The organism is Pseudomonas sp. VA159-2, from assembly GCF_024126635.1.
In the GTDB taxonomy this organism is placed as follows: domain Bacteria; phylum Pseudomonadota; class Gammaproteobacteria; order Pseudomonadales; family Pseudomonadaceae; genus Aquipseudomonas; species Aquipseudomonas muyukensis.
Genome location: NZ_JAMYBV010000012.1, coordinates 117,580 through 143,063 on the forward strand (window position 1 = coordinate 117,580; position 25,484 = coordinate 143,063).

The 25,484-nt window shown below is 64.1% G+C and carries 21 protein-coding genes; 19 read left to right on the forward strand and 2 right to left on the reverse strand.

Going from position 1 to position 25,484, the window contains the following annotated elements:
* Positions 1 to 118 precede the first annotated feature (118 nt).
* Positions 119 to 1,363, forward strand: a complete 1,245-nt coding sequence (locus NJG22_RS14205) for an aspartate aminotransferase family protein (protein WP_253095349.1) — start codon at positions 119 to 121, stop codon at positions 1,361 to 1,363.
* A gap of 3 nt (positions 1,364 to 1,366) precedes the next feature.
* Here the strand turns inward: NJG22_RS14205 and NJG22_RS14210 are convergent, their stop codons facing one another.
* Entirely contained in the window at positions 1,367 to 1,669 is a 303-nt protein-coding gene (locus NJG22_RS14210) for a hypothetical protein (protein WP_011534608.1), read from the reverse strand.
* Between the two features lie 231 nt (positions 1,670 to 1,900).
* Here NJG22_RS14210 and NJG22_RS14215 point away from each other — a divergent pair, with 231 nt between their 5' ends.
* Positions 1,901 to 2,329, forward strand: coding sequence for a hypothetical protein (locus NJG22_RS14215; protein ID WP_253095351.1), 429 nt, complete (start codon positions 1,901 to 1,903; stop codon positions 2,327 to 2,329).
* Between the two features lie 68 nt (positions 2,330 to 2,397).
* Positions 2,398 to 4,530 carry an elongation factor G gene (gene fusA, locus NJG22_RS14220; protein WP_253095353.1) on the forward strand — a complete coding sequence of 711 codons (2,133 nt, stop codon included), beginning with the start codon at positions 2,398 to 2,400 and terminating at the stop codon, positions 4,528 to 4,530.
* A gap of 44 nt (positions 4,531 to 4,574) precedes the next feature.
* Here the strand turns inward: fusA and NJG22_RS14225 are convergent, their stop codons facing one another.
* Positions 4,575 to 6,017, reverse strand: a complete 1,443-nt coding sequence (locus NJG22_RS14225; RefSeq protein WP_253095356.1) for a SulP family inorganic anion transporter — start codon at positions 6,015 to 6,017, stop codon at positions 4,575 to 4,577.
* A gap of 173 nt (positions 6,018 to 6,190) precedes the next feature.
* Here NJG22_RS14225 and NJG22_RS14230 point away from each other — a divergent pair, with 173 nt between their 5' ends.
* The 16 genes from NJG22_RS14230 (at position 6,191) to nuoN (ending at position 25,316) form a co-directional block, all read left to right on the forward strand.
* A complete protein-coding gene (locus NJG22_RS14230; RefSeq protein WP_253095358.1) occupies positions 6,191 to 6,955 on the forward strand; it encodes a secretin N-terminal domain-containing protein in 765 nt (254 codons plus the stop codon).
* 494 nt (positions 6,956 to 7,449) lie between these two features.
* The gene (aceA, locus tag NJG22_RS14235; protein ID WP_217853778.1) at positions 7,450 to 8,775 is read left to right on the forward strand and encodes an isocitrate lyase; all 1,326 of its coding nucleotides are present in this window, start codon (positions 7,450 to 7,452) and stop codon (positions 8,773 to 8,775) included.
* A gap of 540 nt (positions 8,776 to 9,315) precedes the next feature.
* The gene (locus tag NJG22_RS14240) at positions 9,316 to 9,978 is read left to right on the forward strand and encodes a lysoplasmalogenase (protein WP_253095360.1); all 663 of its coding nucleotides are present in this window, start codon (positions 9,316 to 9,318) and stop codon (positions 9,976 to 9,978) included.
* A gap of 381 nt (positions 9,979 to 10,359) precedes the next feature.
* Entirely contained in the window at positions 10,360 to 10,773 is a 414-nt protein-coding gene (locus NJG22_RS14245) for an NADH-quinone oxidoreductase subunit A (protein ID WP_043209159.1), read from the forward strand.
* A 9-nt stretch (positions 10,774 to 10,782) separates the two neighbouring features.
* On the forward strand, positions 10,783 to 11,460 hold the full coding sequence (locus NJG22_RS14250) for an NADH-quinone oxidoreductase subunit B (RefSeq protein WP_003251429.1): 678 nt from the start codon (positions 10,783 to 10,785) through the stop codon (positions 11,458 to 11,460).
* 79 nt (positions 11,461 to 11,539) lie between these two features.
* Complete coding sequence (gene nuoC, locus NJG22_RS14255) at positions 11,540 to 13,321, forward strand: NADH-quinone oxidoreductase subunit C/D (RefSeq protein ID WP_253095362.1); 1,782 nt, start codon at positions 11,540 to 11,542, stop codon at positions 13,319 to 13,321.
* Between the two features lie 2 nt (positions 13,322 to 13,323).
* On the forward strand, positions 13,324 to 13,821 hold the full coding sequence (gene nuoE / locus NJG22_RS14260; RefSeq protein ID WP_253095364.1) for an NADH-quinone oxidoreductase subunit NuoE: 498 nt from the start codon (positions 13,324 to 13,326) through the stop codon (positions 13,819 to 13,821).
* Positions 13,818 to 15,182 (forward strand): NADH-quinone oxidoreductase subunit NuoF, encoded by a 1,365-nt coding sequence (nuoF, locus tag NJG22_RS14265; RefSeq protein ID WP_253095365.1) that lies wholly within the window; start codon positions 13,818 to 13,820, stop codon positions 15,180 to 15,182. Before nuoE ends, nuoF begins: the two co-directional genes overlap by 4 nt.
* A 132-nt stretch (positions 15,183 to 15,314) precedes the next feature.
* Complete coding sequence (gene nuoG, locus NJG22_RS14270; RefSeq protein WP_253095367.1) at positions 15,315 to 18,029, forward strand: NADH-quinone oxidoreductase subunit NuoG; 2,715 nt, start codon at positions 15,315 to 15,317, stop codon at positions 18,027 to 18,029.
* Entirely contained in the window at positions 18,026 to 19,033 is a 1,008-nt protein-coding gene (gene nuoH / locus NJG22_RS14275) for an NADH-quinone oxidoreductase subunit NuoH (RefSeq protein WP_217853772.1), read from the forward strand. The genes nuoG and nuoH overlap by 4 nt, the downstream gene beginning before the upstream one ends.
* Before the next feature lie 11 nt (positions 19,034 to 19,044).
* Positions 19,045 to 19,593: an NADH-quinone oxidoreductase subunit NuoI gene (gene nuoI / locus NJG22_RS14280; RefSeq protein WP_016488223.1), complete on the forward strand. Its 549-nt coding sequence runs from the start codon at positions 19,045 to 19,047 to the stop codon at positions 19,591 to 19,593.
* 10 nt (positions 19,594 to 19,603) lie between these two features.
* Positions 19,604 to 20,104, forward strand: coding sequence for an NADH-quinone oxidoreductase subunit J (gene nuoJ / locus NJG22_RS14285; RefSeq protein WP_253095369.1), 501 nt, complete (start codon positions 19,604 to 19,606; stop codon positions 20,102 to 20,104).
* 3 nt (positions 20,105 to 20,107) lie between these two features.
* Positions 20,108 to 20,416, forward strand: coding sequence for an NADH-quinone oxidoreductase subunit NuoK (gene nuoK / locus NJG22_RS14290; RefSeq protein WP_023631349.1), 309 nt, complete (start codon positions 20,108 to 20,110; stop codon positions 20,414 to 20,416).
* Complete coding sequence (gene nuoL / locus NJG22_RS14295) at positions 20,413 to 22,266, forward strand: NADH-quinone oxidoreductase subunit L (protein WP_217853770.1); 1,854 nt, start codon at positions 20,413 to 20,415, stop codon at positions 22,264 to 22,266. Before nuoK ends, nuoL begins: the two co-directional genes overlap by 4 nt.
* Before the next feature lie 40 nt (positions 22,267 to 22,306).
* Positions 22,307 to 23,839 carry an NADH-quinone oxidoreductase subunit M gene (gene nuoM, locus NJG22_RS14300; RefSeq protein WP_253095371.1) on the forward strand — a complete coding sequence of 511 codons (1,533 nt, stop codon included), beginning with the start codon at positions 22,307 to 22,309 and terminating at the stop codon, positions 23,837 to 23,839.
* Positions 23,840 to 23,846: 7 nt separating this feature from the next.
* On the forward strand, positions 23,847 to 25,316 hold the full coding sequence (gene nuoN, locus NJG22_RS14305; protein WP_253095373.1) for an NADH-quinone oxidoreductase subunit NuoN: 1,470 nt from the start codon (positions 23,847 to 23,849) through the stop codon (positions 25,314 to 25,316).
* Positions 25,317 to 25,484 lie beyond the last annotated feature (168 nt).

A 25,484-nucleotide genomic window follows, 5' to 3' on the forward strand; every position in this document is an offset into this window, starting at 1 on the left:
GTTGCGGGGCACGAAAGGTCACGAATTAAAGGAATGATCGCAATCCAATAATTCGTTTGCGCAATATATCCGCGGCACGCTTGGATATTAATCAATTCGAACAACAGGCCACCCGCGCATGAACCAGGAAAGTATCAGCCAATCCATTGCCATCGTTCATCCGATCACACTTTCCCATGGCCGAAATGCCGAAGTCTGGGATACCGACGGCAAACGTTATATCGACTTCGTCGGCGGTATCGGCGTACTCAACCTGGGCCATTGCAACCCGGCGGTGGTCGCGGCCATCCAGCAACAAGCCACGCGCCTGACCCACTACGCCTTCAACGCCGCGCCCCATGGTCCCTACCTGGAACTGATGGCGCGCCTGCGCGAGTTCGTCCCGGTCAGCTATCCCGTGGCGGGCATGCTCACCAACAGCGGTGCGGAGGCGGCGGAAAACGCCCTGAAGATGGCCCGCGCGGCCACCAGCAAACGCGCCATCATCGCCTTCGACGGCGGCTTCCACGGCCGTACCCTGGCCACCCTCAACCTCAACGGCAAGGTCGCGCCCTACAAGCAACGGGTCGGTGAGCTGCCTGGCCCGGTGTACCACCTGCCCTACCCCAGTCCCGATACTGGGGTCACCTGCGAACAGGCGCTCCAGGCCATGGACCGGCTGTTCAGCGTCGAGCTGGCGGTGGAGGACGTGGCAGCCTTCATCTTCGAGCCGGTGCAAGGCGAAGGCGGCTTTCTCGCTCTGGACCCGACCTTTGCCCAGGCATTGCGGCGCTTCTGCGACGAGCACGGGATCCTGGTCATCATCGATGAAATCCAGTCCGGTTTCGGCCGTACCGGGCAGCGCTTCGCATTCTCGCGGTTGGGGATAGAGCCGGACCTGTTGTTGCTCGCCAAGAGCATTGCCGGGGGTATGCCCCTGGGTGCGGTGGTGGGTCGTCGGGCAATCGTGGACGCGTTGCCCAAGGGCGGCTTGGGTGGCACCTATTCCGGCAACCCGATCGCCTGCGCGGCGGCCCTGGCCAGCCTTGCGCAGATGACGGATGAGCACATCGCCACCTGGGGCGAGCGCCAGGAGCAGGCCATCATCCACCGCGCGCAGCGCTGGAAGACGGCTTATCCGTTCATCGGCCGCCTGACAGGCGTGGGCGCCATGCGCGGCATCGCGTTCGTCAATGCCGACGGCAGCCCGGCGCCAGCGTTACTGGCCAAAGTGTTGGAGGCTGCCCGGGACAAAGGCCTGCTACTGATGCCCAGCGGCAGGGCCCGGCACATCATTCGCCTGCTGGCACCCCTGACCATCGAGGGCGAGGTGCTCGAAGAGGGGCTGGATATCCTCGAGCAGTGCCTGGCCGAGCTGAAGTAAGGGTTACAGGCCCAGCTCTTCAGGGGTGGGCATGTCGCATTCGAAGGCAATCCAGCCGCCTTCGAGTTCGGCGTGACCGTTGACGATCAGGCCGTAGTAGGTCAGGCCGTTCTCCAGCGTGACACAGATGTGCGTGGCGCCTTTTTCCGGTGCTGCGAGCGTACCGACGAAATGCACCTTCTTCAGGACTTCGGTCACCGCCTCGAGGCCGACACGCATGTTGGTGTTTTCCGAAGCCTCGGTATCGCCCCCACGGTCTTCGGCGCTGACGGTCACGGTGGCGATGTACGGGTACTTGGTGCTCAAGCGGGGTTACCTCGGGTGGAGTGGATGGCAGAACGGCGCCTAGGGTACGGCAGCAACACCTCGTTGTCTGCATCGACCTGTTCGCCGGCAAGCCGGCTCCTACCCAATGGCGCATTGCCCATAGACGCCGGCTTGCCGGCGAACGGCAGGCGCCGCCGATGCACATGGCCTCCCCCGCCCCGATCTGTTAGGGTGCCCGCCGATGCACGCCACACCACGCGAGGATACCGAGTGAGCGCCGAACAACCCCTGATCGCCGACCTGTTCGAGGTCGACAAACGCCTGACCCTCAAGCCCGTCGTGGACTTCAACAGTTACCTGCGCAATGCCTTCGGCGACGGCCCCTGCCGCTGCCACCGCTGTGTCGAGGGTAACGGCGACGAAAGTGCCTATACACATCGCCACAGCTTCGAACTGGAAGGCCGCACCCTGCACCGCCGCTTCGCCAGCACCGCAGGCAGCGACGTGCTGATGGCCCTGAAGAAGGCCTGGCTGTCCTACACCAAGGCCGAGCTGATCACCGTCGGCGTGCTGGACATGACCACCTTGAAGGCCTTCACCGAAGCCGCCCTGCACCCACGCCTGCTCGCCCTGCTGCCCGCCAGCGGCCTGGCGCGCGAAGTCGATGGCCAATTGCAATTGCAGGTGCTCGCCGACTGACGGTCGCCCCGGCAGGATTCTCCCGCTCTGCTACCTTGGGAGAATCCTCACCCACAGGTGACCCGACCATGGCCCGCACGACCCCCATCGAGCTGTACCGCAACATCGGTATCGTTGCCCACGTGGATGCCGGCAAGACCACCACCACCGAGCGGATCCTGTTCTACACCGGGGTCAACCACAAGATGGGCGAGGTGCACGACGGCGCCGCGACCATGGACTGGATGGCCCAGGAGCAGGAGCGCGGCATCACCATCACCTCGGCGGCCACCACCGCGTTCTGGCAGGGCTCGACCCAACAGTTCGCGCACAAGTACCGTTTCAACATCATCGACACCCCCGGTCACGTCGACTTCACCATCGAGGTGGAGCGCTCGCTGCGCGTGCTCGATGGCGCGGTGGTGGTGTTCAGCGGCGCCGACGGCGTCGAGCCGCAGTCCGAGACGGTGTGGCGCCAGGCCAACAAGTACCACGTGCCGCGCCTGGCCTACATCAACAAGATGGACCGCCAGGGCGCCGACTTCCTGCGTGTAGTGGATCAGATCGATAAACGCCTGGGCCACAACCCTATACCCATCCAGTTGGCCATTGGCAGCGAGGAAAACTTCATCGGCCAGATCGACCTGGTGAAGATGAAAGCCATCTACTGGAATGAAACCGACCAGGGCACCAGCTACCGAGAAGAAGAGATCCCTGCGGAGCTGAAAGCGCTTGCCGACAAATGGCGCGAGAAGTTGGTTGAAGCTGCTGCTGAAGCCAATGAAGAATTGCTGAACAAATTTCCAGATCTTAGCATCGACGAAATCAAGGCCGGCCTCCGACAACGTACGCTGGCCAATGAGATCGTGCCGACCATCCTCGGTTCGTCGTTCAAGAACAAAGGCGTTCCACTGATGCTCGACGCTGTGATCGACTATCTGCCGGCACCTAGCCAAATACCGGCGATCAAGGGCATACACCCTGACCTTGCGGAGATTCCGAAGGACCAGATCAAACCTGACCAGCTCATCGAACGCCATGCAGACGACAAGGACCCGTTCTCGGCCCTGGCCTTCAAGATCGCCACCGACCCGTTCGTCGGCACCCTGACCTTCGCTCGTGTCTATTCCGGTGTGCTCAGCTCCGGCAACGCGGTGCTCAATTCGGTCAAGGGCAAGAAGGAACGCATCGGCCGCATGGTGCAGATGCACGCCAACCAGCGCGCCGAGATCAAGGACGTGTGCGCCGGCGACATCGCCGCGCTGATCGGCATGAAGGACGTCACCACCGGCGACACCCTGTGCGACATCGACAAGCCGATCATCCTCGAGCGCATGGACTTCCCCGACCCGGTGATCTCGGTGGCCGTGGAGCCCAAGACCAAGGGCGACCAGGAGAAGATGGGCATCGCCCTGGGCAAGCTGGCCCAGGAAGACCCGTCGTTCCGGGTCAAGACCGACGAGGAAACCGGCCAGACCATCATCTCCGGCATGGGCGAGCTGCACCTGGACATCATCGTCGACCGCATGCGCCGCGAATTCAACGTCGAGGCCAACATCGGCAAGCCGCAGGTGGCCTACCGCGAGAAGATCCGCAACACCTGCGAGATCGAGGGCCGCTTCGTCCGCCAGTCTGGCGGGCGCGGCCAGTACGGCCATTGCTGGATCCGCTTCGCCCCGGGCGACGAGGGCAAGGAAGGGCTGGAGTTCGTCAACGAGATCGTCGGCGGCGTGGTGCCGCGGGAGTACATCCCGGCGATCCAGAAAGGCATCGAGGAGCAGATGAAGAACGGCGTGCTCGCCGGCTATCCGCTGATCAACCTCAAGGCGGCGGTGTACGACGGTTCGTACCACGACGTCGATTCCAACGAGATGGCCTACAAGATCGCCGCCTCCATGGCCACCAAGCAGTTGTCACAGAAAGGCGGCGCGGTGTTGCTGGAGCCGGTGATGAAGGTCGAGGTGGTGACCCCCGAGGAGTACCAGGGCGACATCATGGGCGACCTGAGCCGGCGCCGGGGGATGATCCAGGATGGCGACGAGACACCGGCCGGCAAGGTGATCCGCGCCGAGGTGCCTTTGGGCGAGATGTTCGGCTACGCCACCTCGATGCGCTCGATGACCCAGGGCCGGGCCAGCTACACGATGGAGTTCACCCGCTATGCCGAAGCACCGGCGAGTATTGCCGATGCCATCGTCAAGAAGAACCGCGGGGAGCCATAAGACACAAGGCCGCTCCTACAACGGTGATGCTCGCCAGCGCAAACTCAGGGCTGCTCGCCCGCCCGCTTGAGCAGCTTCTTGCAGCGCTCCGACAAGTGCACCACCCGCAACTGCTTGCCGGCCTTGGCATAGCGCTCGCGCAGGGTCTTCAACGCCGCGATCGCCGAGTAATCGACAAAGCTCAGGTGCTGGCAGTCCAGGGTGACCTTGGCCGGGTCGCCCGCCGGGTCGAACTGGTTGAGAAACGGCGTGGTCGAGGCGAAGAACAACGTGCCATGCACCTGGTAATGCTTGCTCCCGTCAGCATCCTCATGACTGTTGGCATACAGCTCGCGAGCATGCTGCCAGGCAAAGTTGACCGCGGCGATGACGATGCCGAACATCACCGCCATGGCCAGGTCGGTGAACACCGTAACCACGGTCACCGCGACGATCGCCAGCACGTCGCTGGCCGGGACCTTGTGCAGTACCCGCAAGGAAGCCCAGGCGAACGTCTGCTGGGCGACCACGAACATCACCCCCACCAGCGCCGCCAGCGGAATGCGTTCGATCAGCGGTGACAGGAACAGCACGAACAGCAGGATCATCCCCCCCGCCACCACACCCGACAGCCGGCCCCGGCCATTGGAGCTGAGGTTGATCACCGTCTGGCCGATCATCGCGCAGCCGCCCATGCCGCCGCATAGCCCCGACACCATGTTGGCCGCGCCCAGGGCCACGCACTCGCGATCCGGAAAACCACGGCTCTCGGTGATTTCGTCGGTGAGGTTGAGGGTCAGCAGGGTTTCCAGCAGGCCGACCATGGCCATCAACACCGCATAGGGGGCGATGATCTTCAGGGTCTGGAGGTTCCACGGGATATCCGGCAGGGCCAGCGACGGCAGGCCGCCGGCGATGTGCGCCATGTCGCCGAGGGTGCGCGTGGGCAGCCCCAGCAAGTACACCAGCAGGCCAACGCCGAGGATCGCCACCAACGCCGGCGGCACCGCGCGGGTCAGCTTGGGCAGTACGTAGACCACCGCCATGGTCAGCGCCACCAGGCCGATCATCAGGTACAGCGGCGCGCCGCTGAGCCAGTGTTCACCGTTCTTGAAGTGCTCCAACTGAGCCAGGGCGATGACGATGGCCAGGCCATTGACGAAGCCAAGCATCACCGGGTACGGCACCAGGCGCACCAGCTTGCCCAGGCGCAGCGCGCCGAACAGGATCATCACCACCCCGCCGAGCAGCACCGTGGCCAGCAGGTATTGGGCGCCGTGCTGCACCACCAGGGCGACGATCACCACCGCCATGGACCCGGCAGCGCCGGAAATCATGCCTGGGCGGCCGCCGAACAGCGCGGTGAGCGTGCAGATGATAAAGGCGCCGTACAGGCCCATCAGCGGGTTGAGGTGAGCCACCAGGGCGAAGGCGATGCACTCCGGCACCAAGGCGAACGAAGTGGTGAGGCCGGCGAGCAGGTCGGCGCGTAGACGTGCGGGTTTCATGAAGATCCTGTAGACGACCCCGGCCTTACCCGGCGTGGGCGCAGGGTAAGGCCGGGGGAATGAGCGTGAAATCGAGGATCGGGATGTTACGGAATTTGTCTGAGAGCAGCCACCGCGCATTAATTCATCCCGCCGTGATCCATACCCGGCACGATGCCAACAAATTTGCCATCATGTTCACTCCACCCGCGGAGATCATGGACATGCCGCTACGCCCCCTCATCGCCTCCCTGCTGCTGGCCGCCAGCCTGACCGCCCAGGCCGCCACCGAGGTCATCCCGCTGCAGCACCGCAGCAGCGCCGAACTGCTGCCTGCCGCCCAGTCGTTTCTTGGCAAGGACGGTACGGTCAGCACCTTCGAGGACAAGCTGATCGTCAACGCAGCGCAGCAGCGCATCGACGACCTGCGTGCCCTGCTGCAACAACTGGACACCGCGCCCAAGCGCCTGCTGATCAGCGTCGACAACAACGACAGCAACTTCCAGGACAACCGCGGCAACGCGCGGGTCATCCGCTATGGCACCGCCAACCGCGAAGGCGGCCTGCAACAGGTACAGGCCAGCGAAGGCCAGCCCGCGCTCATTCAGGTGGGCCAGAGCATCCCGGTCACCAGCACCGCCACCGATGGCTACGGGCGCCTGCAGAGCAACACCGAATACCGCAATGTCACCCAGGGTTTCTACGTCACCCCGCGCCTGAGCGGCGACACGGTTCGGTTGCAAATAAGCACCAATAACGACCGAATGAGCCAGGAACGTCCCGATGTAGTGAAGGTGCAAAGCACCGACACGACCGTCACCGGCAAGCTCGGCGAGTGGATCACCCTGGCCGGGTACAACCAGCAGAGCCAAGCCGAACGCAATGCGTCAAGCCTCAGCTACAGCACCCAGCGCGGGGAAAACATGACGTTGCGGGTAAAAGTCGACCTGGTCGACTGAGCCCAGGCAAATCAAGCCCTCGACCAAGGGCCTTGAAACTGACCGCCAAGTCGCATTAGACCAAAGATGTAGTAACTCAAAAAAAGCACTACAAAACATTTGACAGGCTCTTTTTGGCAAGGGCATGATGGCCTCGCTCCCGCTAATCAGAGGCCCTGGCAAGGGTCTTCGAGGCGCGCTCCTCCCACCGTGGAGGCGCCTCGTGTCCATACGGCCCACAAGGCGGTTCGACGGGATTGCGACTGCAACGAAGAAGTTGTCCCGAGGGACGGAAGCGCATCACCGCAGTTCTGGCAATCGCGTCGCACCGCAGCACGGCAACCACGAGCCAACCTGCAGGGCACACCTTCGCCTGGCCTGCCTCCCCTTCCCCTTCGCACTTCTGCGTTCGCCGCCGCAGCCCCTCCGGACAGGACAGCCGCCAGGCCCTCTGACCCGCGTATCCGAGCATCAGCACAATTACACTCAAGATCGATGCGACGAGGTTTATTTCCATGGCACTGACACGCGAACAGCAAATTGCAGCCCTCGAGAAAGACTGGGCCGAAAACCCGCGCTGGAAAGGCGTGACCCGTACCTACACCGCCGCCGATGTCGTTCGCCTGCGTGGCTCGCTGCAACCGGAGCACACCCTGGCTCGCCAGGGCGCTGAGAAACTGTGGAAGCTGGTCACCCAAGGCGCCCACCCGTCCTTCCGCCCAGAAAAAGATTTCGTCAACTGCATGGGCGCCCTGACCGGCGGCCAGGCAGTGCAGCAGGTCAAGGCCGGCATCCAGGCCATCTACCTGTCCGGCTGGCAGGTTGCCGCCGACAACAACTCGGCCGAATCGATGTACCCCGACCAGTCGCTGTACCCGGTCGACTCGGTGCCGACCGTGGTCAAGCGCATCAACAACTCGTTCCGTCGCGCCGACCAGATCCAATGGAAAGCCGGCAAGAACCCGGGCGACGAAGGCTACATCGACTACTTCGCACCGATCGTGGCTGACGCCGAAGCCGGTTTCGGCGGCGTGCTCAACGCCTACGAGCTGATGAAGAACATGATCGAAGCAGGCGCCGCCGGCGTGCACTTCGAAGACCAGCTGGCCTCGGTGAAAAAATGCGGCCACATGGGCGGCAAGGTCCTGGTACCGACCCAGGAAGCCGTACAGAAGCTGGTGGCCGCGCGCTTGGCCGCCGACGTGGCCGGCGTACCGACCATCATCCTGGCCCGTACCGATGCCAACGCCGCCGACCTGCTGACCAGCGACTGCGACCCGTACGACCAGCCGTTCGTAATTGGCGAGCGTACCCGTGAAGGCTTCTACAAGGTCCGCGCCGGCCTCGACCAGGCCATCTCCCGCGGCCTGGCCTACGCCCCGTACGCCGACCTGATCTGGTGCGAAACCGCCAAGCCTGACCTGGACGAAGCCCGTCGCTTCGCCGAGGCGATCAAGAAGGAATACCCGGACCAGATCCTTTCGTACAACTGCTCGCCGTCCTTCAACTGGAAGAAGAACCTGGACGACGCGACCATCGCCAAGTTCCAGCGCGAGCTGTCGGCCATGGGTTACAAGCACCAGTTCATCACCCTGGCCGGTATCCACAACATGTGGCACGGCATGTTCAACCTGGCGCATGACTACGCCCGCAACGACATGACCGCCTACGTCAAGTTGCAGGAGCAGGAGTTCGCCGACGCCAGCAAAGGCTACACCTTCGTGGCGCACCAGCAGGAAGTGGGCACTGGCTACTTCGACGACATGACCACCGTGATCCAGGGTGGCGCCTCGTCGGTGACCGCTCTGACCGGCTCGACCGAGGAAGAGCAGTTCCACTGAGTGTGGTGAGCTGTTGAACAAGGCCCGGGATCCGCGAGGATCCCGGGCCTTGTTCATTTCCAGGCCAAACGCTGCCTCCTGTAGGAGCGGCCTCGTGTCGCGAAGGGCCGCAAAGCGGCCCCGGCGATCTTGGCATGCAGGCTAAGATCCTGGGTCTGCTGCGCAGCCCTTTCGCGACACAAGGCCGCTCCTACAGACATGACCACCGTGATCCAGGGTGGCGCCTCGTCGGTGACCGCTCTGACCGGCTCGACCGAGGAAGAGCAGTTCCACTGAGTGTGGTGAGCTGTTGAACAAGGCCCGGGATCCGCGAGGATCCCGGGCCTTGTTCATTTCCAGGCCAAACGCTGCCTCCTGTAGGAGCGGCCTCGTGTCGCGAAGGGCCGCAAAGCGGCCCCGGCGATCTTGGCATGCAGGCTAAGATCCTGGGTCTGCTGCGCAGCCCTTTCGCGACACAAGGCTGCTCCTACAGGGATGGTATTACCGGCAAAACCCAGGATCCGGTCTAAGCTTGTGGCTACCCCATAGCAAGGACTGCCCATGCCCCGCCCTGGCCATCTGCTCACCCTCGCCGTCGCAGCCGCCGCCTTCTATTTCTATGCACTGGCCAGCGACCACGCCCTGCTCGGCCTGCTGGTCAAACCCATTCCGGTGCTCGCCCTGATCGCCTGGCTGAGCACCTCCCGCGATACGCCCTACCGCCGCTGGATCATCCTCGGCCTGGTCTTCTCGGTTCTCGGCGACATCCTACTGGCCATCCCCAAGGACCTATTCGTCTTCGGCCTCGCGGCCTTTCTCTGCGCCCACCTGGCCTACCTGCGTGGCTACGGCCAACTCACCCGGCGCCCGGCCTACCCCGCCCTGGCCTTCGCCGTATTGGTCGGCGGCGCGCTGTTCGGCCTGTTCGCCAGCCATGGCCTGGGCCCACTGCTGATACCGGTGGCCCTCTATGCCCTGGCCATCGGCGCCATGCTCTGGCGCGCCCTGGCTTGTGGAGGGCTCGCGGCACTGGGCGCGTGCGCCTTCGTGTTCTCCGACAGCCTGATCGGCATCGACCGCTTCGTCAGCCCGTTCGCCGCCGCCGAGTACCTGATCATCCTCGCCTACTGGCTAGGCCAGTGGCTGATTGCCGCCTCCGTGACCCGCAGCTCAAACGATAAAGTATTGATCCAGAGCGGTGCGCCTGGCAGCGCAAACTGCTAGAACGAGGGTTTTTCCCATTGGCAAGGGGGCGCGATTGGCCGACGAACTTTGCAAGGCTCAGAAAGGCTAAAACAATGCAGCTCAATTTAAATGATATTAATTATCATTACACAACTAGCCCGTCGTTACGCCATGCAAGAAACATAATTAACAAAACCGCACGCAATGCCCGAAACTCAAGGCTTTCAGCCAGTTACGAAAGATTTTTGTTCTTAAACCTACGAATAAATTTGCAACGGAAATTTTACTTGCTCAGGGTTTACCCATAAAATCAGCGCGATTGATTCAGCTGCGACATTTGGTCACTGCGTCTGCGACACCACGTCGCCGCTCTACTTTTTACAGACTGCAGAGCTGGGTCTCTGTATAAGGATTTCAAGCATGTCCGATTCGGTAGGTCTCATCGCCCACAACTGGGGCTTTGCCATCTTCCTCCTGGGTGTCGTCGGCCTGTGTGCCTTCATGCTCGGCCTGTCCAGCCTGCTCGGTAGCAAGGCCTGGGGTCGCGCCAAGAACGAACCCTTCGAATCCGGCATGCTGCCCGTCGGCAGCGCTCGCCTGCGTCTCTCCGCCAAATTCTATCTGGTCGCGATGCTGTTCGTGATCTTCGATATCGAAGCCCTCTTCCTGTATGCATGGTCTGTGTCCGTCCGCGAAAGCGGCTGGACCGGATTCGTCGAAGCACTCGTTTTCATTGCAATTCTGTTGGCTGGTCTTGTCTACCTATGGCGCGTCGGGGCGCTCGATTGGGCTCCCGAAGGTCGCCGCAAGCGGCAAGCGAAGCTGAAACAATGAGGCTTTGGCATGCAATACAATCTCACCAGAATCGATCCGGATGCACCCAACGAGCAGTACCCGGTCGGTGAACGGGAAACCGTCACCGATCAACTGCTAGAGGACCAGGTCCACAAGAACATCTTCATGGGGAAACTCGAAGATGTGCTGCGTGGCGCGGTCAACTGGGGTCGCAAGAACTCCCTCTGGCCGTACAACTTCGGCCTGTCCTGCTGCTACGTGGAAATGACCACGGCCTTCACGGCGCCCCACGACATCGCCCGCTTCGGCGCCGAAGTCATCCGGGCCTCGCCGCGCCAGGCCGACTTCATGGTCATCGCCGGTACCTGCTTCGTGAAGATGGCGCCGATCATCCAGCGCCTGTACGAGCAGATGCTCGAGCCCAAGTGGGTCATCTCCATGGGGTCGTGCGCCAACTCCGGTGGCATGTACGACATCTACTCGGTCGTTCAGGGGGTCGACAAGTTCCTCCCCGTGGACGTCTACGTGCCTGGCTGCCCGCCGCGCCCCGAGGCATTCCTGCAAGGCTTGATGCTGCTGCAGGAGTCGATCGGCCAAGAACGACGCCCGCTTTCCTGGGTGGTTGGCGATCAAGGCATCTACCGTGCCGAGATGCCCGCCCAGAAAGACCTGCGTCGCGAACAGCGCATTGCGGTTACCAACCTGCGCAGCCCCGACGAAGTCTGATCCAGCGACCTGCCGCCCGCTCCCGAAGGAGCCGGCGGCCTGGCTTCATTCTTAACGCTGACCCAAAGCGACCGAGACCATGACAGCGGACAACGCTATTTATATTCCGCCCTACAAGGCTGACGACCAGGATGTGGTCGTCGAACTGCACAACCGATTCGGCGCCGACGCTTTCGTCGCCCAGGAAACCCGCACCGGCATGCCCGTGCTGTGGGTCAAGCGCGCCCAGCTCAAAGAAGTGCTCAGCTTCCTGCGCGGTGTCGCCAAGCCCTACAGCATGCTGTACGACCTGCACGGCGTCGACGAACGCCTGCGCACCCAGCGCCGCGGCCTGCCCGCCGCCGACTTCAGCGTGTTCTACCACTTGCTGTCGATCGAACGTAACAGCGACGTGATGATCAAGGTGTCGCTCAGCGAAGGCGACCTGAACCTGCCCACCGTCACCGGCATCTGGCCCAACGCCAACTGGTACGAGCGCGAAGTCTGGGACATGTTCGGCATCGACTTTGCCGGCCACCCGCACCTGAGCCGCATCATGATGCCGCCGACCTGGGAAGGTCACCCACTGCGCAAGGACTATCCTGCCCGCGCCACCGAGTTCGACCCCTACAGCCTGACCCTGGCCAAGCAGCAGCTTGAAGAGGAATCGGCACGCTTCAACCCGGAAGCCTGGGGCATGAAGCGCCAGGGCGCCAACGAGGACTACATGTTCCTCAACCTTGGCCCCAACCACCCTTCGGCCCACGGTGCCTTCCGTATCGTCCTGCAGCTGGACGGCGAAGAGATCGTCGACTGTGTCCCGGACATCGGCTACCACCACCGTGGCGCCGAGAAGATGGCCGAGCGCCAGTCCTGGCACAGCTTCATCCCCTACACCGACCGTATCGACTACCTCGGCGGGGTGATGAACAACCTGCCGTATGTGCTCGCGGTGGAGAAGCTGGCCGGCATCCAGGTGCCGCAGAAGGTCGACGTGATTCGCATCATGCTGGCCGAATTCTTCCGCATCACCAGCCACCTGCTGTTCCTGGGTACCTACATCCAGGACGTCGGCGCCATGACCCCGGTGTTCTTCACCTTCACCGACCGCCAGCGCGCCTACACCGTGATCGAGGCGATCACCGGTTTCCGCCTGCACCCGGCCTGGTACCGCATCGGTGGCGTCGCCCACGACCTGCCGCGCGGCTGGGACAAGCTGGTCAAGGACTTCGTCGAATGGCTGCCCAAGCGCCTCGACGAATACACCAAGGCCGCCCTGCAGAACAGCATCCTCAAGGGCCGGACCATCGGCGTCGCCGCCTACAACACCAAAGAGGCCCTGCAATGGGGCACCACCGGTGCCGGCCTGCGCGCGACCGGTTGCGACTTCGACCTGCGTAAAGCCCGCCCGTACTCCGGCTACGAGAACTTCGAGTTCGAAGTACCGCTGGCCCACAACGGCGATGCCTACGATCGCTGCATGGTCCGTGTCGAGGAGATGCGCCAGAGTATCCGCATCATCGACCAGTGCCTGCGCAACATGCCGGAAGGCCCGTACAAGGCGGATCACCCGCTGACCACGCCGCCGCCGAAAGAGCGCACCCTGCAGCACATCGAGACCCTGATCACCCACTTCCTGCAAGTCTCGTGGGGCCCGGTCATGCCGGCCAACGAGTCGTTCCAGATGATCGAGGCGACCAAGGGCATCAACAGTTACTACCTGACGAGCGATGGCGGCACCATGAGCTACCGCACCCGGATCCGTACCCCGAGCTACCCGCACCTGCAGCAGATCCCTTCGGTGATCAAGGGCAGCATGGTCGCGGACCTGATCGCGTACCTGGGCAGTATCGACTTCGTTATGGCTGACGTGGACCGCTAAGCATGAACAGCACGCTTATCCAAACCGACCGTTTCGCCCTGAGCGAAACCGAGCGCTCGGCCATCGAGCACGAGATGCACCACTACGAGGACCCGCGCGCGGCGTCCATCGAAGCCCTGAAGATCGTCCAGAAGGAACGCGGCTGGGTGCCGGACGGCGCCATCTACGCCATCGGCGAAGTGCTGGGCATCCCGGCCAGCGACGTCGAAGGCGTGGCCACCTTCTACAGCCAGATCTTCCGCCAGCCGGTTGGCCGCCACATCATCCGCGTGTGCGACAGCATGGTCTGCTACATCGGCGGCCATGAGTCGGTGGTCAGCCAGATCCAGAGCGAGCTGGGCATCGGCCTGGGCCAGACCACCGCGGACGGGCGCTTCACCCTGCTGCCGGTGTGCTGCCTGGGCAACTGCGACAAGGCCCCGGCGCTGATGATCGACGACGACACCTTTGGCGACGTGCAGCCCGCTGGCGTCTCCAAGCTGCTGGAGGGTTACGCATGACCATCACTTCCTTCGGCCCGGCCAACCGCATTGCGCGCTCGGCCGAAACCCACCCGCTGACCTGGCGCCTGCGTGACGACGGCGAGCCGGTCTGGCTGGCCGAGTACCAGTCGAAAAACGGCTACGCCGCCGCGCGCAAGGCGCTGGCCGACATGTCCGCCGACGACATCGTGCAGAGCGTCAAGGATTCCGGCCTCAAGGGCCGTGGTGGCGCGGGCTTCCCCACTGGCGTGAAGTGGGGCCTGATGCCCAAAGACGAATCCATGAACATCCGCTACCTGCTGTGCAACGCGGACGAAATGGAACCGAACACCTGGAAGGACCGCATGCTGATGGAGCAACAGCCCCATCTGCTGGTCGAGGGCATGCTGATCAGCGCCCGCGCCCTGAAGGCCTACCGTGGCTACATCTTCCTGCGTGGCGAATACACCACCGCGGCGAAGAACCTCAACCGCGCCATCGACGAAGCCAAGGCCGCAGGCCTCTTGGGCAAGAACATCCTCGGTTCGGGCTTTGACTTCGAGCTGTTCGTGCACACCGGTGCCGGGCGCTACATCTGCGGTGAAGAAACCGCGCTGATCAACTCGCTCGAAGGCCGCCGCGCCAACCCGCGTTCCAAGCCGCCCTTCCCTGCCGCCGTCGGCGTGTGGGGCAAGCCGACCTGCGTGAACAACGTCGAGACCCTGTGCAACGTGCCGGCCATCGTCGCCAACGGCAACGACTGGTACAAGTCGCTGGCCCGCGAAGGCAGCGAAGACCACGGCACCAAGCTGATGGGCTTCTCCGGCAAGGTGAAGAACCCCGGCCTGTGGGAGCTGCCGTTCGGCGTCACCGCCCGCGAGCTGTTCGAAGACTACGCCGGCGGCATGCGCGACGGCTTCAAGCTCAAGTGCTGGCAGCCAGGCGGCGCCGGTACCGGCTTCCTGCTGCCCGAGCACCTCGACGCGCAGATGTATGCCGGTGGCATCGCCAAGGTCGGCACCCGCATGGGTACCGGCCTGGCGATGGCGGTGGACGACAGCGTCAACATGGTGTCCTTGCTGCGCAACATGGAAGAGTTCTTCGCCCGCGAGTCGTGCGGCTGGTGCACCCCGTGCCGCGACGGCCTGCCGTGGAGCGTGAAGATGCTGCGCGCCCTGGAGAATGGCCAGGGCCGCGCCGAAGACATCGAGACCCTGCTGGGTCTGGTCAACTTCCTCGGCCCAGGCCGTACCTTCTGTGCTCACGCACCGGGTGCCGTCGAGCCATTGGGCAGTGCCATCAAATACTTCCGGTCCGAGTTCGAGGCCGGTGTCGCTCCCGCTAGCGCGGCCGACACCCTGCGCCCGAACCTGGCCAAGCCGATTGTAGTCGGCGCATAAAAAGATAGAACGCGGATGGTCCGTGCCATCCGCCAGCCCGCAGGCCGGCCCGAACGATTCGAGGCCGGCCGCAGGCTCACCGATTTCCATTAGCCACGCCCGCTCACGCGGGCCAACGAAGAACTTTGAACAATGGCCACTATCCACGTAGACGGCAAAGCGCTCGAAGTCAACGGTGCGGACAACCTGTTACAGGCCTGTCTGTCGCTCGGCCTCGACATCCCTTATTTCTGCTGGCACCCGGCGCTCGGTAGCGTCGGCGCCTGCCGGCAGTGCGCGGTCAAGCAGTACACCGACGAGAACGACACCCGTGGTCGTATCGTCATGTCCTGCATGACCCCCGCCTCCGACGGCACCTGGATCTCCATCGACGATGACGAGTCCAAGGCGTTTCGCGCCAGCGTCGTCGAATGGCTGATGACCAACCACCCGCACGACTGCCCGGTGTGCGAGGAAGGCGGTCACTGCCACCTGCAGGACATGACGGTAATGACCGGCCACAACGAGCGCCGCTACCGTTTCACCAAGCGTACCCACCAGAACCAGGACCTCGGCCCGTTCATCGCCCACGAGATGAACCGCTGCATCGCCTGCTACCGCTGCGTGCGCTACTACAAGGACTACGCCGGCGGCACCGACCTGGGCGTGTATGGCGCCCACGACAACGTGTACTTCGGTCGCGTTGAAGACGGCGTGCTGGAAAGCGAGTTCTCCGGCAACCTCACCGAGGTCTGCCCGACCGGTGTGTTCACCGACAAGACTCACTCCGAGCGCTACAACCGCAAGTGGGACATGCAGTTCGCCCCGAGCATCTGCCATGGCTGCTCCAGCGGTTGCAACATCAGCCCCGGCGAGCGCTACGGCGAACTGCGCCGCATCGAGAACCGCTTCAACGGCTCGGTCAACCAGTACTTCCTGTGCGACCGTGGCCGCTTCGGCTATGGCTACGTCAACCGCAGCGACCGCCCACGCCAGCCGCTGCTGGCCGACGGCACCAAGCTGGGCCTGGACGCTGCCCTGGACAAGGCCGCCGACCTGCTGCGCGGCCGCACCATCGTCGGCATCGGCTCGCCGCGCGCCAGCCTCGAGAGCAACTACGGCCTGCGCGAGCTGGTCGGCGCCGAGTACTTCTACTCGGGCATGGAAGCCGGTGAGCTGGCCCGCGTGCGCCTGGTGCTGGAGGTGCTGAACAACAGCCCGCTGCCAGTACCGACCCTGCGCGACATCGAAGACCACGACGCGGTGTTCGTGCTCGGCGAAGACCTGACCCAGACCGCCGCCCGCGTCGCCCTGGCCGTGCGCCAGGCGACCAAGGGCAAGGCCGAGGCCATGGCCGACGCCATGCGCGTACAGCCTTGGCTGGACGCCGCGGTGAAGAACATCGGCCAGCACGCGCTGTACCCGCTGTTCATCGCCTCGCTGGCCGAGACCAAGCTGGACGACGTCGCTGAAGAATGCGTGCACGCGGCCCCCGCCGACCTTGCCCGCATCGGTTTCGCCGTGGCCCACGCCATCGACCCAAGCGCCCCGGCCGTCGAAGGCCTGGACAGCGAGGCCCAGGCCCTGGCCCAGCGCATCGCCGATGCCCTGGTCACCGCCAACCGCCCACTGGTGGTCGCCGGTGCTTCGCTGGCCGAGCCGGCGCTGATCGAAGCCGCCGCCAACATCGCCAAGGCCCTGAAGCTGCGCGAGAAGAACGGTTCGTTGAGCCTGGTGGTGCCTGAGGCCAACAGCCTCGGCATGGCGATGCTCGGTGGTGATTCCGTCGACGCCGCCCTGGACGCGGTGATCAGCGGCAAGGCCGACGCCATCGTCGTGCTGGAAAACGACCTGTACGCCCGCGTGCCGGCCGCCAAGGTCGACGCCGCCCTGGCCGCCGCCAAGGTAGTGATCGTCGCCGACCACTCGAAAACCCCGACGCTCGACCGCGCCCACCTGGTGCTGCCAGCGGCGTCGTTCGCCGAAGGCGACGGCACCCTGGTCAGCCAGGAAGGTCGTGCCCAGCGCTTCTTCCAGGTGTTCGACCCGCAGTACCTGGACAGCAGCATCCAGATCCACGAAGGCTGGCGCTGGATGCACGCCCTGCGTGCCACCCTGCTCGACAAGCCGGTGGACTGGACCCAGCTCGACCACGTCACCAGCGCCTGCGCCGAAGCCGCCCCGCAACTGGCCGGCATCGTCAACGCCGCTCCAAGCGCCGCGTTCCGCATCAAGGGCATGAAGCTGGCCCGTGAACCGCTGCGCTACTCCGGTCGTACCGCCATGCGCGCCAACATCAGCGTGCACGAGCCACGTACCCCGCAGGACAAGGACACCGCGTTCGCCTTCTCCATGGAAGGCTACTCGGGCTCGGCCGAACCGCGCCAGCAAGTGCCGTTCGCCTGGTCGCCGGGCTGGAACTCGCCGCAGGCCTGGAACAAGTTCCAGGACGAGGTCGGTGGCCACCTGCGCGCCGGTGACCCGGGCGTGCGCCTGATCGAGTCGCAAGGCGACCGCCTGAACTGGTTCAGCGCCATTCCGGGCGCGTTCAACCCGGCCCGTGGCACCTGGACCGCGGTACCGTTCTTCCACCTGTTCGGCAGCGAAGAGAGCTCCTCGCGCGCCGCCCCGGTACAGGAGCGCATCCCGGCCGCCTACGTGGCCCTGGCCAAGTCCGAGGCCGACCGCCTGGGCGTCAACGACGGCGCGCTGCTGAGCCTGAGCGTCGCTGGCGTGGCCCTGCGTCTGCCGCTGCGTATCAATGAAGAACTGGGCGCTGGCCTGGTTGCGTTGCCCAAAGGCCTGGCCGGCATTCCGCCCGCCATCTTCGGTGCAGCCGTCGAAGGCCTGCAGGAGGCAGCACAATGAGCTGGTTCACCCCCGAAGTGATCGACGTGATCATTCAGGTCGTCAAGGCCATCGTGGTGCTGCTGGCCGTGGTGGTCTGCGGCGCGCTGCTCAGCTTCGTCGAACGGCGCCTGCTGGGCTGGTGGCAGGACCGCTACGGGCCGAACCGCGTTGGCCCGTACGGCATGTTCCAGATCGCCGCCGACATGCTGAAGATGTTCTTCAAGGAAGACTGGAACCCGCCCTTCGTCGACAAGATGATCTTCACCCTGGCGCCAGTGGTGGCCATGAGCGCGCTGCTGATCGCCTTCTCGATCATCCCGATCAGCCCGAGCTGGGGCGTCGCCGACCTGAACATCGGCCTGCTGTTCTTCTTCGCCATGGCCGGTCTGTCGGTGTATGCCGTGCTGTTCGCCGGCTGGTCGTCGAACAACAAGTACGCCCTGCTCGGCAGCCTGCGTGCTTCGGCGCAGACCGTGTCGTACGAGGTGTTCCTGGGCCTGGCGCTGATGGGCGTGGTGGTGCAGGTGGGCTCGTTCAACATGCGCGACATCGTTGAATACCAGGCCAACAACCTGTGGTTCATCATTCCGCAGTTCTTCGGCTTCTGCACCTTCTTCATCGCTGGCGTCGCCGTGACCCACCGTCACCCGTTCGACCAGCCGGAAGCGGAACAGGAACTGGCCGACGGCTACCACATCGAATATGCCGGCATGAAATGGGGCATGTTCTTCGTTGGCGAGTACATCGGCATCGTCCTGATCTCGGCGCTGCTGGTCACCTTGTTCTTCGGCGGCTGGCACGGCCCGTTCGGCATCCTGCCGCAGGTGCCGTTCCTGTGGTTCGCCCTGAAGACCGCGTTCTTCATCATGCTGTTCATCCTGCTGCGCGCCTCGATCCCGCGCCCACGCTATGACCAGGTGATGGACTTCAGCTGGAAGTTCTGCCTGCCGCTGACCCTGATCAATTTGCTGGTGACCGCTGCGATCGTGCTCTACAACACGCCAGCCGTCGCGGCCCAGTGAGGATTTGACCCATGTTCAAGTATATCGGCGACATCGTTAAGGGCACCGGCACACAGCTGCGCAGCCTGGCCATGGTGTTCTCCCACGGGTTCCGCAAGCGCGACACCCTGCAGTACCCCGAAGAACCCGTGTACCTGCCGCCGCGCTATCGCGGCCGCATCGTCCTCACCCGCGACCCCGACGGCGAGGAGCGCTGCGTGGCGTGCAACCTCTGCGCGGTGGCCTGCCCGGTCGGCTGCATCTCGTTGCAGAAGGCCGAGACCGAGGACGGTCGTTGGTACCCCGAGTTCTTCCGCATCAACTTCTCGCGCTGCATCTTCTGCGGCCTGTGCGAAGAGGCGTGCCCGACCACCGCGATCCAGCTCACTCCGGATTTCGAAATGGCCGAGTTCAAGCGTCAGGACCTGGTGTACGAGAAAGAAGATCTGCTGATCTCCGGCCCCGGCAAGAACCCTGACTACAACTTCTACCGTGTTGCAGGCATGGCCATCGCTGGCAAGCCGAAAGGCGCTGCGCAGAACGAAGCCGAGCCGATCAACGTGAAGAGCTTGCTCCCATAAGGACAGAAAGATGGAATTCGCTTTCTACTTCGCATCCGGTGTCGCCGTTGTCTCCACGCTGCGCGTGGTGACCGGCACCAACCCCGTGCACGCCCTGCTCTACCTGATCATTTCGCTGATCTCCGTGGCGATGATCTTCTTCTCCCTCGGTGCGCCGTTCGCCGGCGCCCTGGAAGTGATCGCCTACGCCGGCGCCATCATGGTGCTGTTCGTCTTCGTGGTGATGATGCTCAACCTCGGGCCGGCCTCGGTTGCCCAGGAACGCGGCTGGCTCAAGCCAGGCATCTGGGCCGGGCCGGTCGTGCTCGCCGCCCTGCTGCTGCTCGAGCTGCTGTACGTGCTGTTCGTCACCCCGTCGGGCGCTGCCATCGGCGGCACCACCGTCAGCGCCAAAGAGGTCGGCATCAGCCTGTTCGGCCCTTACCTGCTGGTGGTCGAACTGGCCTCGATGCTGCTGCTCGCGGCAGCCGTCACCGCCTTCCACCTGGGCCGCAACGAGGCGAAGGAGTAAATCATGGGTGCTATCCCTCTCGAGCATGGTCTGGCAGTCGCCGGCATCCTGTTCTGCTTAGGTCTGGTCGGGCTGATGGTCCGCCGCAACATCCTCTTCGTGCTCATGAGCCTGGAAGTCATGATGAACGCCGCAGCCCTGGCGTTCATCGTCGCCGGTGCCCGCTGGGTCCAGCCCGACGGCCAGGTGATGTTCATTCTGGTGATCAGCCTGGCAGCCGCCGAGGCCAGCATTGGCCTGGCGATCCTGCTGCAGCTGTATCGCCGCTTCCACACTCTCGACATCGATGCTGCCAGTGAGATGCGCGGATGAACCTTCTCTTCCTGACTTTCGTCTTTCCCCTGATCGGCTTCCTGCTGCTGTCGTTCTCCCGCGGGCGGTTCTCGGAGAACCTGTCCGCGCTGATCGGCGTCGGCTCGGTGGGCCTCTCGGCGGCCACCGCCGCCTACGTGATCTGGCAGTTCAACGTCGCCCCGCCTGAAGGCGGCGCGTACAGCCAGCTGCTGTGGCAGTGGATGTCGGTGGACGGCTTCGCGCCGAACTTCACCCTGTACCTGGACGGCCTGTCGGTCACCATGCTCGGCGTGGTCACCGGCGTGGGCTTCCTGATCCACCTGTTCGCCTCCTGGTACATGCGTGGCGAAGCCGGTTACTCGCGCTTCTTCTCGTACACCAACCTGTTCATCGCCAGCATGCTGTTCCTGATCCTCGGCGATAACCTGCTGTTCATCTACTTCGGCTGGGAAGGCGTGGGCCTGTGCTCGTACCTGTTGATCGGTTTCTACTACAGCAACCGCAACAACGGTAACGCGGCGCTCAAGGCGTTCATCGTCACCCGTATCGGCGACGTGTTCATGGCCATCGGCCTGTTCATCCTGTTCGCCCAGCTGGGCACCCTGAACGTGCAGGAACTGCTGGTGCTGGCACCGCAGAAGTTCCAGGCGGGCGACACCTGGATGGTCCTGGCGACCCTGATGCTGCTGGGTGGCGCGGTCGGTAAATCGGCCCAGCTGCCGCTGCAGACCTGGCTGGCCGACGCGATGGCCGGCCCGACCCCGGTTTCGGCGCTGATCCACGCGGCGACCATGGTCACCGCGGGCGTGTACCTGATCGCCCGTACCAACGGCCTGTTCCTGCTGGCCCCGGACATCCTCCACCTGGTGGGTGTGGTCGGTGGCGTGACCTTGGTACTGGCCGGCTTCGCCGCGCTGGTGCAGACCGACATCAAGCGTATCCTCGCCTACTCGACCATGAGCCAGATCGGCTACATGTTCCTGGCCCTGGGCGTCGGCGCCTGGGACGCGGCGATCTTCCACCTGATGACCCACGCCTTCTTCAAGGCCCTGCTGTTCCTTGCCTCCGGTGCGGTGATCGTTGCCTGCCACCACGAGCAGAACATCTTCAAGATGGGCGGCCTGTGGAAGAAACTGCCGCTGGCCTACGCCAGCTTCGTGGTCGGTGGCGCGGCCCTGGCGGCATTGCCGATCCTGACCGTGGGCTTCTACTCCAAGGACGAGATCCTCTGGGAAGCCTTCGCCAGCGGCAACAGCGGCCTGCTGTACGCCGGCCTGGTCGGTGCGTTCATGACCTCGCTGTACACCTTCCGCCTGATCTTCATCGCCTTCCACGGCGAAGCCAAGACCGAAGCCCACGCCGGCCACGGCATCAGCCACTGGCTGCCACTGGGCGTGCTGATCGTGCTGTCGACCTTCGTCGGCGCCTGGATCCACCCGCCACTGGCAGGCGTGCTGCCTGAAAGCGCCGGCCACGCCGGTGGCGAAGCCAAGCACTCGCTGGAAATCGCCTCGGGCGCCATCGCCATCGCCGGTATCCTGCTGTCGGCCCTGCTGTTCCTGGGCAAGCGCCGCCTGGTCAGCGCGATCGCCAACAGCGGTATCGGTCGCGTCCTGTCGGCCTGGTGGTTCGCCGCCTGGGGCTTCGACTGGATCTACGACAAGCTCTTCGTCAAACCTTACCTGCTGATCAGCCACATCCTGCGCAAGGACCCGGTTGACCGCAGCATCGGCCTCATTCCTCGCCTGGCTCGCGGCGGTCACGTCGCCATGAGCAAGACCGAGACCGGCCAGCTGCGCTGGTACACCGCCTCGATCGCCGTCGGTGCCGTACTGGTACTCGGTGCCGTGGTAGTGGCCGCGGTATGACTATGAATCTTGCGACTTTGCCAAAGGAAACCAACCCGTCATGATTTTGCCTTGGCTGATCCTGATCCCCTTCATCGGCGGCTTCCTGTGCTGGCTGGGCGAGCGCTTCGGCGCCACCCTGCCGCGCTGGATCGCGCTGCTGACCATGTCCCTGCTGCTTGGCATCGGCCTGTGGCTGTGGGCGACCGGTAACTACACCCTGGCCCCGACCCCGGGCGCCGAACCTGCCTGGGCCCTCGAATACAAGGTCGAGTGGATCAAGCGCTTCGGCATCAGCATCCACCTGGCCCTGGACGGCCTGTCGCTGCTGATGATCCTGCTCACCGGCCTGCTCGGCGTGCTGTCGGTGCTGTGCTCGTGGAAAGAGATCCAGCGCCACGTCGGCTTCTTCCACCTCAACCTGATGTGGATCCTCGGCGGCGTGGTCGGTGTGTTCCTGGCCCTGGACCTGTTCCTGTTCTTCTTCTTCTGGGAAATGATGCTGGTGCCGATGTACTTCCTCATCGCGCTCTGGGGTCACAGCTCGGCCGATGGCAAGAAGACGCGGATCTACGCGGCCACCAAGTTCTTCATCTTCACCCAGGCCAGCGGCCTGATCATGCTGGTGGCGATCCTTGGCCTGGTGCTGGTCAACTACAACAGCACCGGGGTGATCACCTTCAACTACAGCGACCTGCTCAAGGCCGAGCTGCCGGCCGGCGTCGAGTACGTCCTGATGCTGGGCTTCTTCATCGCCTTCGCGGTGAAGCTGCCGGTGGTGCCGTTCCACTCCTGGCTGCCTGACGCCCACGCCCAGGCACCGACCGCAGGTTCCGTGGACCTGGCCGGTATCCTGCTGAAGACCGCGGCCTACGGCCTGCTGCGCTTCGCCCTGCCGCTGTTCCCGAACGCCTCGGCCGAATTCGCGCCGATCGCCATGACCCTGGGCCTGATCGGTATCTTCTACGGTGCCTTCCTGGCCTTCGCGCAAACCGACATCAAGCGCCTGATCGCCTTCTCCAGCGTTTCGCACATGGGCTTCGTGCTGATCGGTATCTACTCCGGCAGCCAGCAGGCCCTGCAAGGCGCGGTGATCCAGATGCTGGCCCACGGCCTGTCGGCCGCCGCGCTGTTCATCCTGTCCGGCCAGCTGTACGAGCGCCTGCACACCCGTGACATGCGCCAGATGGGCGGCCTGTGGCACCGCATCGCGTATCTTCCGGCCATCAGCCTGTTCTTCGCCGCCGCCTCGCTCGGCTTGCCGGGCACCGGCAACTTCGTCGGCGAGTTCCTGATCCTGATCGGCAGCTTCGCCCATGTGCCATGGATCACCGTGATCGCCACCACCGGCCTGGTGTTCGGTTCGGTGTACTCGCTGATCATGATCCACCGCGCCTACTTCGGTCCGGCCAAGGCCGACACCGTGCTGGCCGGCATGGACAGCCGCGAGCTGATCATGGTGCTGGGCCTGGCCGGCCTGCTGATCCTGCTGGGCGTGTATCCGCAGCCGTTCCTCGACACTTCTGCCGCCACCATGAGCGGCGTGCAGCAGTGGCTCGGTTCCGCATTCACTCAACTCGCTTCGGCCCGGTAAGAGCGCTATGGAATTCACCACTCAACACTTCATCGCATTGGCGCCGATGCTGATCACCACCCTCACCACGGTGGTGGTGATGCTGGCGATCGCCTGGAAGCGCAACCACTCGCAGACCTTCCTGCTGTCCACCGTGGGCCTGAACCTGGCCCTGCTGTCGATCCTCCCGGCGCTGAAGGTCGCGCCGCTGGCGGTGACCTCGCTGGTCACCATCGACAAGTTCGCCTGCCTGTACATGGCGATCATCCTGGTGGCGACGCTGGCCTGCGTCACCCTCGCCCACGCCTACCTGGGCGAGGGCTCCAAGGGCTACCCGGGCAACCGTGAAGAGCTCTACCTGCTGCTGCTGATGTCGGCACTGGGCGGCCTGGTGCTGGTCAGCGCCAACCACCTGGCCGGCCTTTTCATCGGCCTGGAACTGCTGTCGGTGCCGGTCTACGGCCTGGTGGCGTATGCGTTCTTCAACAAGCGCTCGCTGGAAGCCGGCATCAAGTACATGGTGCTGTCGGCCGCCGGTTCCGCCTTCCTGCTGTTCGGCATGGCCCTGCTGTACGCCGATGCCGGCAGCCTGACCTTCGACCAGATCGGCAAGGCCCTGGCCACCACCAACATGCCAAGCCTGCTGGCCCAGCTGGGCCTGGGCATGATGCTGGTCGGCCTGGCCTTCAAGCTGTCGCTGGTGCCGTTCCACCTGTGGACCCCGGACGTGTACGAAGGCGCCCCGGCGCCGGTCGCGGCGTTCCTGGCCACCGCCAGCAAGGTCGCGGTGTTCGCCGTGGTGGTACGCCTGTTCATGCTCTCCCCTGCCGCCAGCAGCGGCGTGCTGAGCACCGTGCTGGCAGTGATCGCGGTCGCCTCGATCATCATCGGCAACCTGCTGGCGCTGACCCAGAGCAACCTCAAGCGTCTGCTCGGTTACTCGTCCATCGCCCACTTCGGCTACCTGGTCATCGCCCTGGTCGCCAGCAAGGGCCTGGCCCTGGAAGCCATGGGCGTGTACCTGGTCACCTACGTGATCACCAGCCTCGGCGCCTTCGGCGTGATCACCCTGATGTCCTCGCCGTATGCCGGCCGTGACGCCGACGCCCTGTACGAGTACCGCGGCCTGTTCTGGCGCCGTCCCTACCTGACCGCGGTGCTGACCGTGATGATGCTGTCGCTGGCGGGCATTCCGCTGACCGCCGGCTTCATCGGCAAGTTCTACATCATCGCCACCGGTGTCGAGTCGCACCTGTGGTGGCTGGTCGGCGCCCTGGTGATCGGCAGCGCCATCGGCGTGTACTACTACCTGCGCGTCATGGTCACCCTGTACCTGGTGGAGCCGAACCTGCGTCGCCACGACGCCCCGCTGAAGTGGGAACAGCGCACCGGTGGCGTGATGCTGCTGGCCATCGCGATTCTCGCCTTCGTGCTGGGTGTGTACCCGCAGCCGCTGCTGGAGATGGTGCAGCAGGCCGGCCTGCAACTGATCGGTTGATCGGTTCGACGATGTGAAAGACACCCCGCCTCGGCGGGGTGTTCTTTTTTGCGCGGTTCGCCGGCAAGCCGCCGCCTGCTGGGTTTCGTCCGCCCCTCGTAGCAGTCGGCTTGCCGGCGAACCTATTACAGATCGAGCACTGTGCTTCGTCTGCCCTTTGCAGCGTCA

What these genes read in the sequence shown, in the direction of transcription:
- nuoK (WP_023631349.1), top strand. Translation starts at nt 20,108, where the DNA reads ATGGGTGCTATCCCTCTCGAGCATGGTCTGGCAGTCGCCGGCATCCTG.
- NJG22_RS14225 (WP_253095356.1), bottom strand. Translation starts at nt 6,017, where the DNA reads ATGAAACCCGCACGTCTACGCGCCGACCTGCTCGCCGGCCTCACCACT.
- NJG22_RS14240 (WP_253095360.1), top strand. Translation starts at nt 9,316, where the DNA reads ATGCCCCGCCCTGGCCATCTGCTCACCCTCGCCGTCGCAGCCGCCGCC.
- nuoL (WP_217853770.1), top strand. Translation starts at nt 20,413, where the DNA reads ATGAACCTTCTCTTCCTGACTTTCGTCTTTCCCCTGATCGGCTTCCTG.
- nuoM (WP_253095371.1), top strand. Translation starts at nt 22,307, where the DNA reads ATGATTTTGCCTTGGCTGATCCTGATCCCCTTCATCGGCGGCTTCCTG.
- NJG22_RS14205 (WP_253095349.1), top strand. Translation starts at nt 119, where the DNA reads ATGAACCAGGAAAGTATCAGCCAATCCATTGCCATCGTTCATCCGATC.
- nuoH (WP_217853772.1), top strand. Translation starts at nt 18,026, where the DNA reads ATGAGCTGGTTCACCCCCGAAGTGATCGACGTGATCATTCAGGTCGTC.
- nuoG (WP_253095367.1), top strand. Translation starts at nt 15,315, where the DNA reads ATGGCCACTATCCACGTAGACGGCAAAGCGCTCGAAGTCAACGGTGCG.
- nuoC (WP_253095362.1), top strand. Translation starts at nt 11,540, where the DNA reads ATGACAGCGGACAACGCTATTTATATTCCGCCCTACAAGGCTGACGAC.
- NJG22_RS14245 (WP_043209159.1), top strand. Translation starts at nt 10,360, where the DNA reads ATGTCCGATTCGGTAGGTCTCATCGCCCACAACTGGGGCTTTGCCATC.
- fusA (WP_253095353.1), top strand. Translation starts at nt 2,398, where the DNA reads ATGGCCCGCACGACCCCCATCGAGCTGTACCGCAACATCGGTATCGTT.
- nuoE (WP_253095364.1), top strand. Translation starts at nt 13,324, where the DNA reads ATGAACAGCACGCTTATCCAAACCGACCGTTTCGCCCTGAGCGAAACC.
- nuoN (WP_253095373.1), top strand. Translation starts at nt 23,847, where the DNA reads ATGGAATTCACCACTCAACACTTCATCGCATTGGCGCCGATGCTGATC.
- NJG22_RS14250 (WP_003251429.1), top strand. Translation starts at nt 10,783, where the DNA reads ATGCAATACAATCTCACCAGAATCGATCCGGATGCACCCAACGAGCAG.
- aceA (WP_217853778.1), top strand. Translation starts at nt 7,450, where the DNA reads ATGGCACTGACACGCGAACAGCAAATTGCAGCCCTCGAGAAAGACTGG.
- nuoJ (WP_253095369.1), top strand. Translation starts at nt 19,604, where the DNA reads ATGGAATTCGCTTTCTACTTCGCATCCGGTGTCGCCGTTGTCTCCACG.
- NJG22_RS14230 (WP_253095358.1), top strand. Translation starts at nt 6,191, where the DNA reads ATGTTCACTCCACCCGCGGAGATCATGGACATGCCGCTACGCCCCCTC.
- nuoI (WP_016488223.1), top strand. Translation starts at nt 19,045, where the DNA reads ATGTTCAAGTATATCGGCGACATCGTTAAGGGCACCGGCACACAGCTG.
- nuoF (WP_253095365.1), top strand. Translation starts at nt 13,818, where the DNA reads ATGACCATCACTTCCTTCGGCCCGGCCAACCGCATTGCGCGCTCGGCC.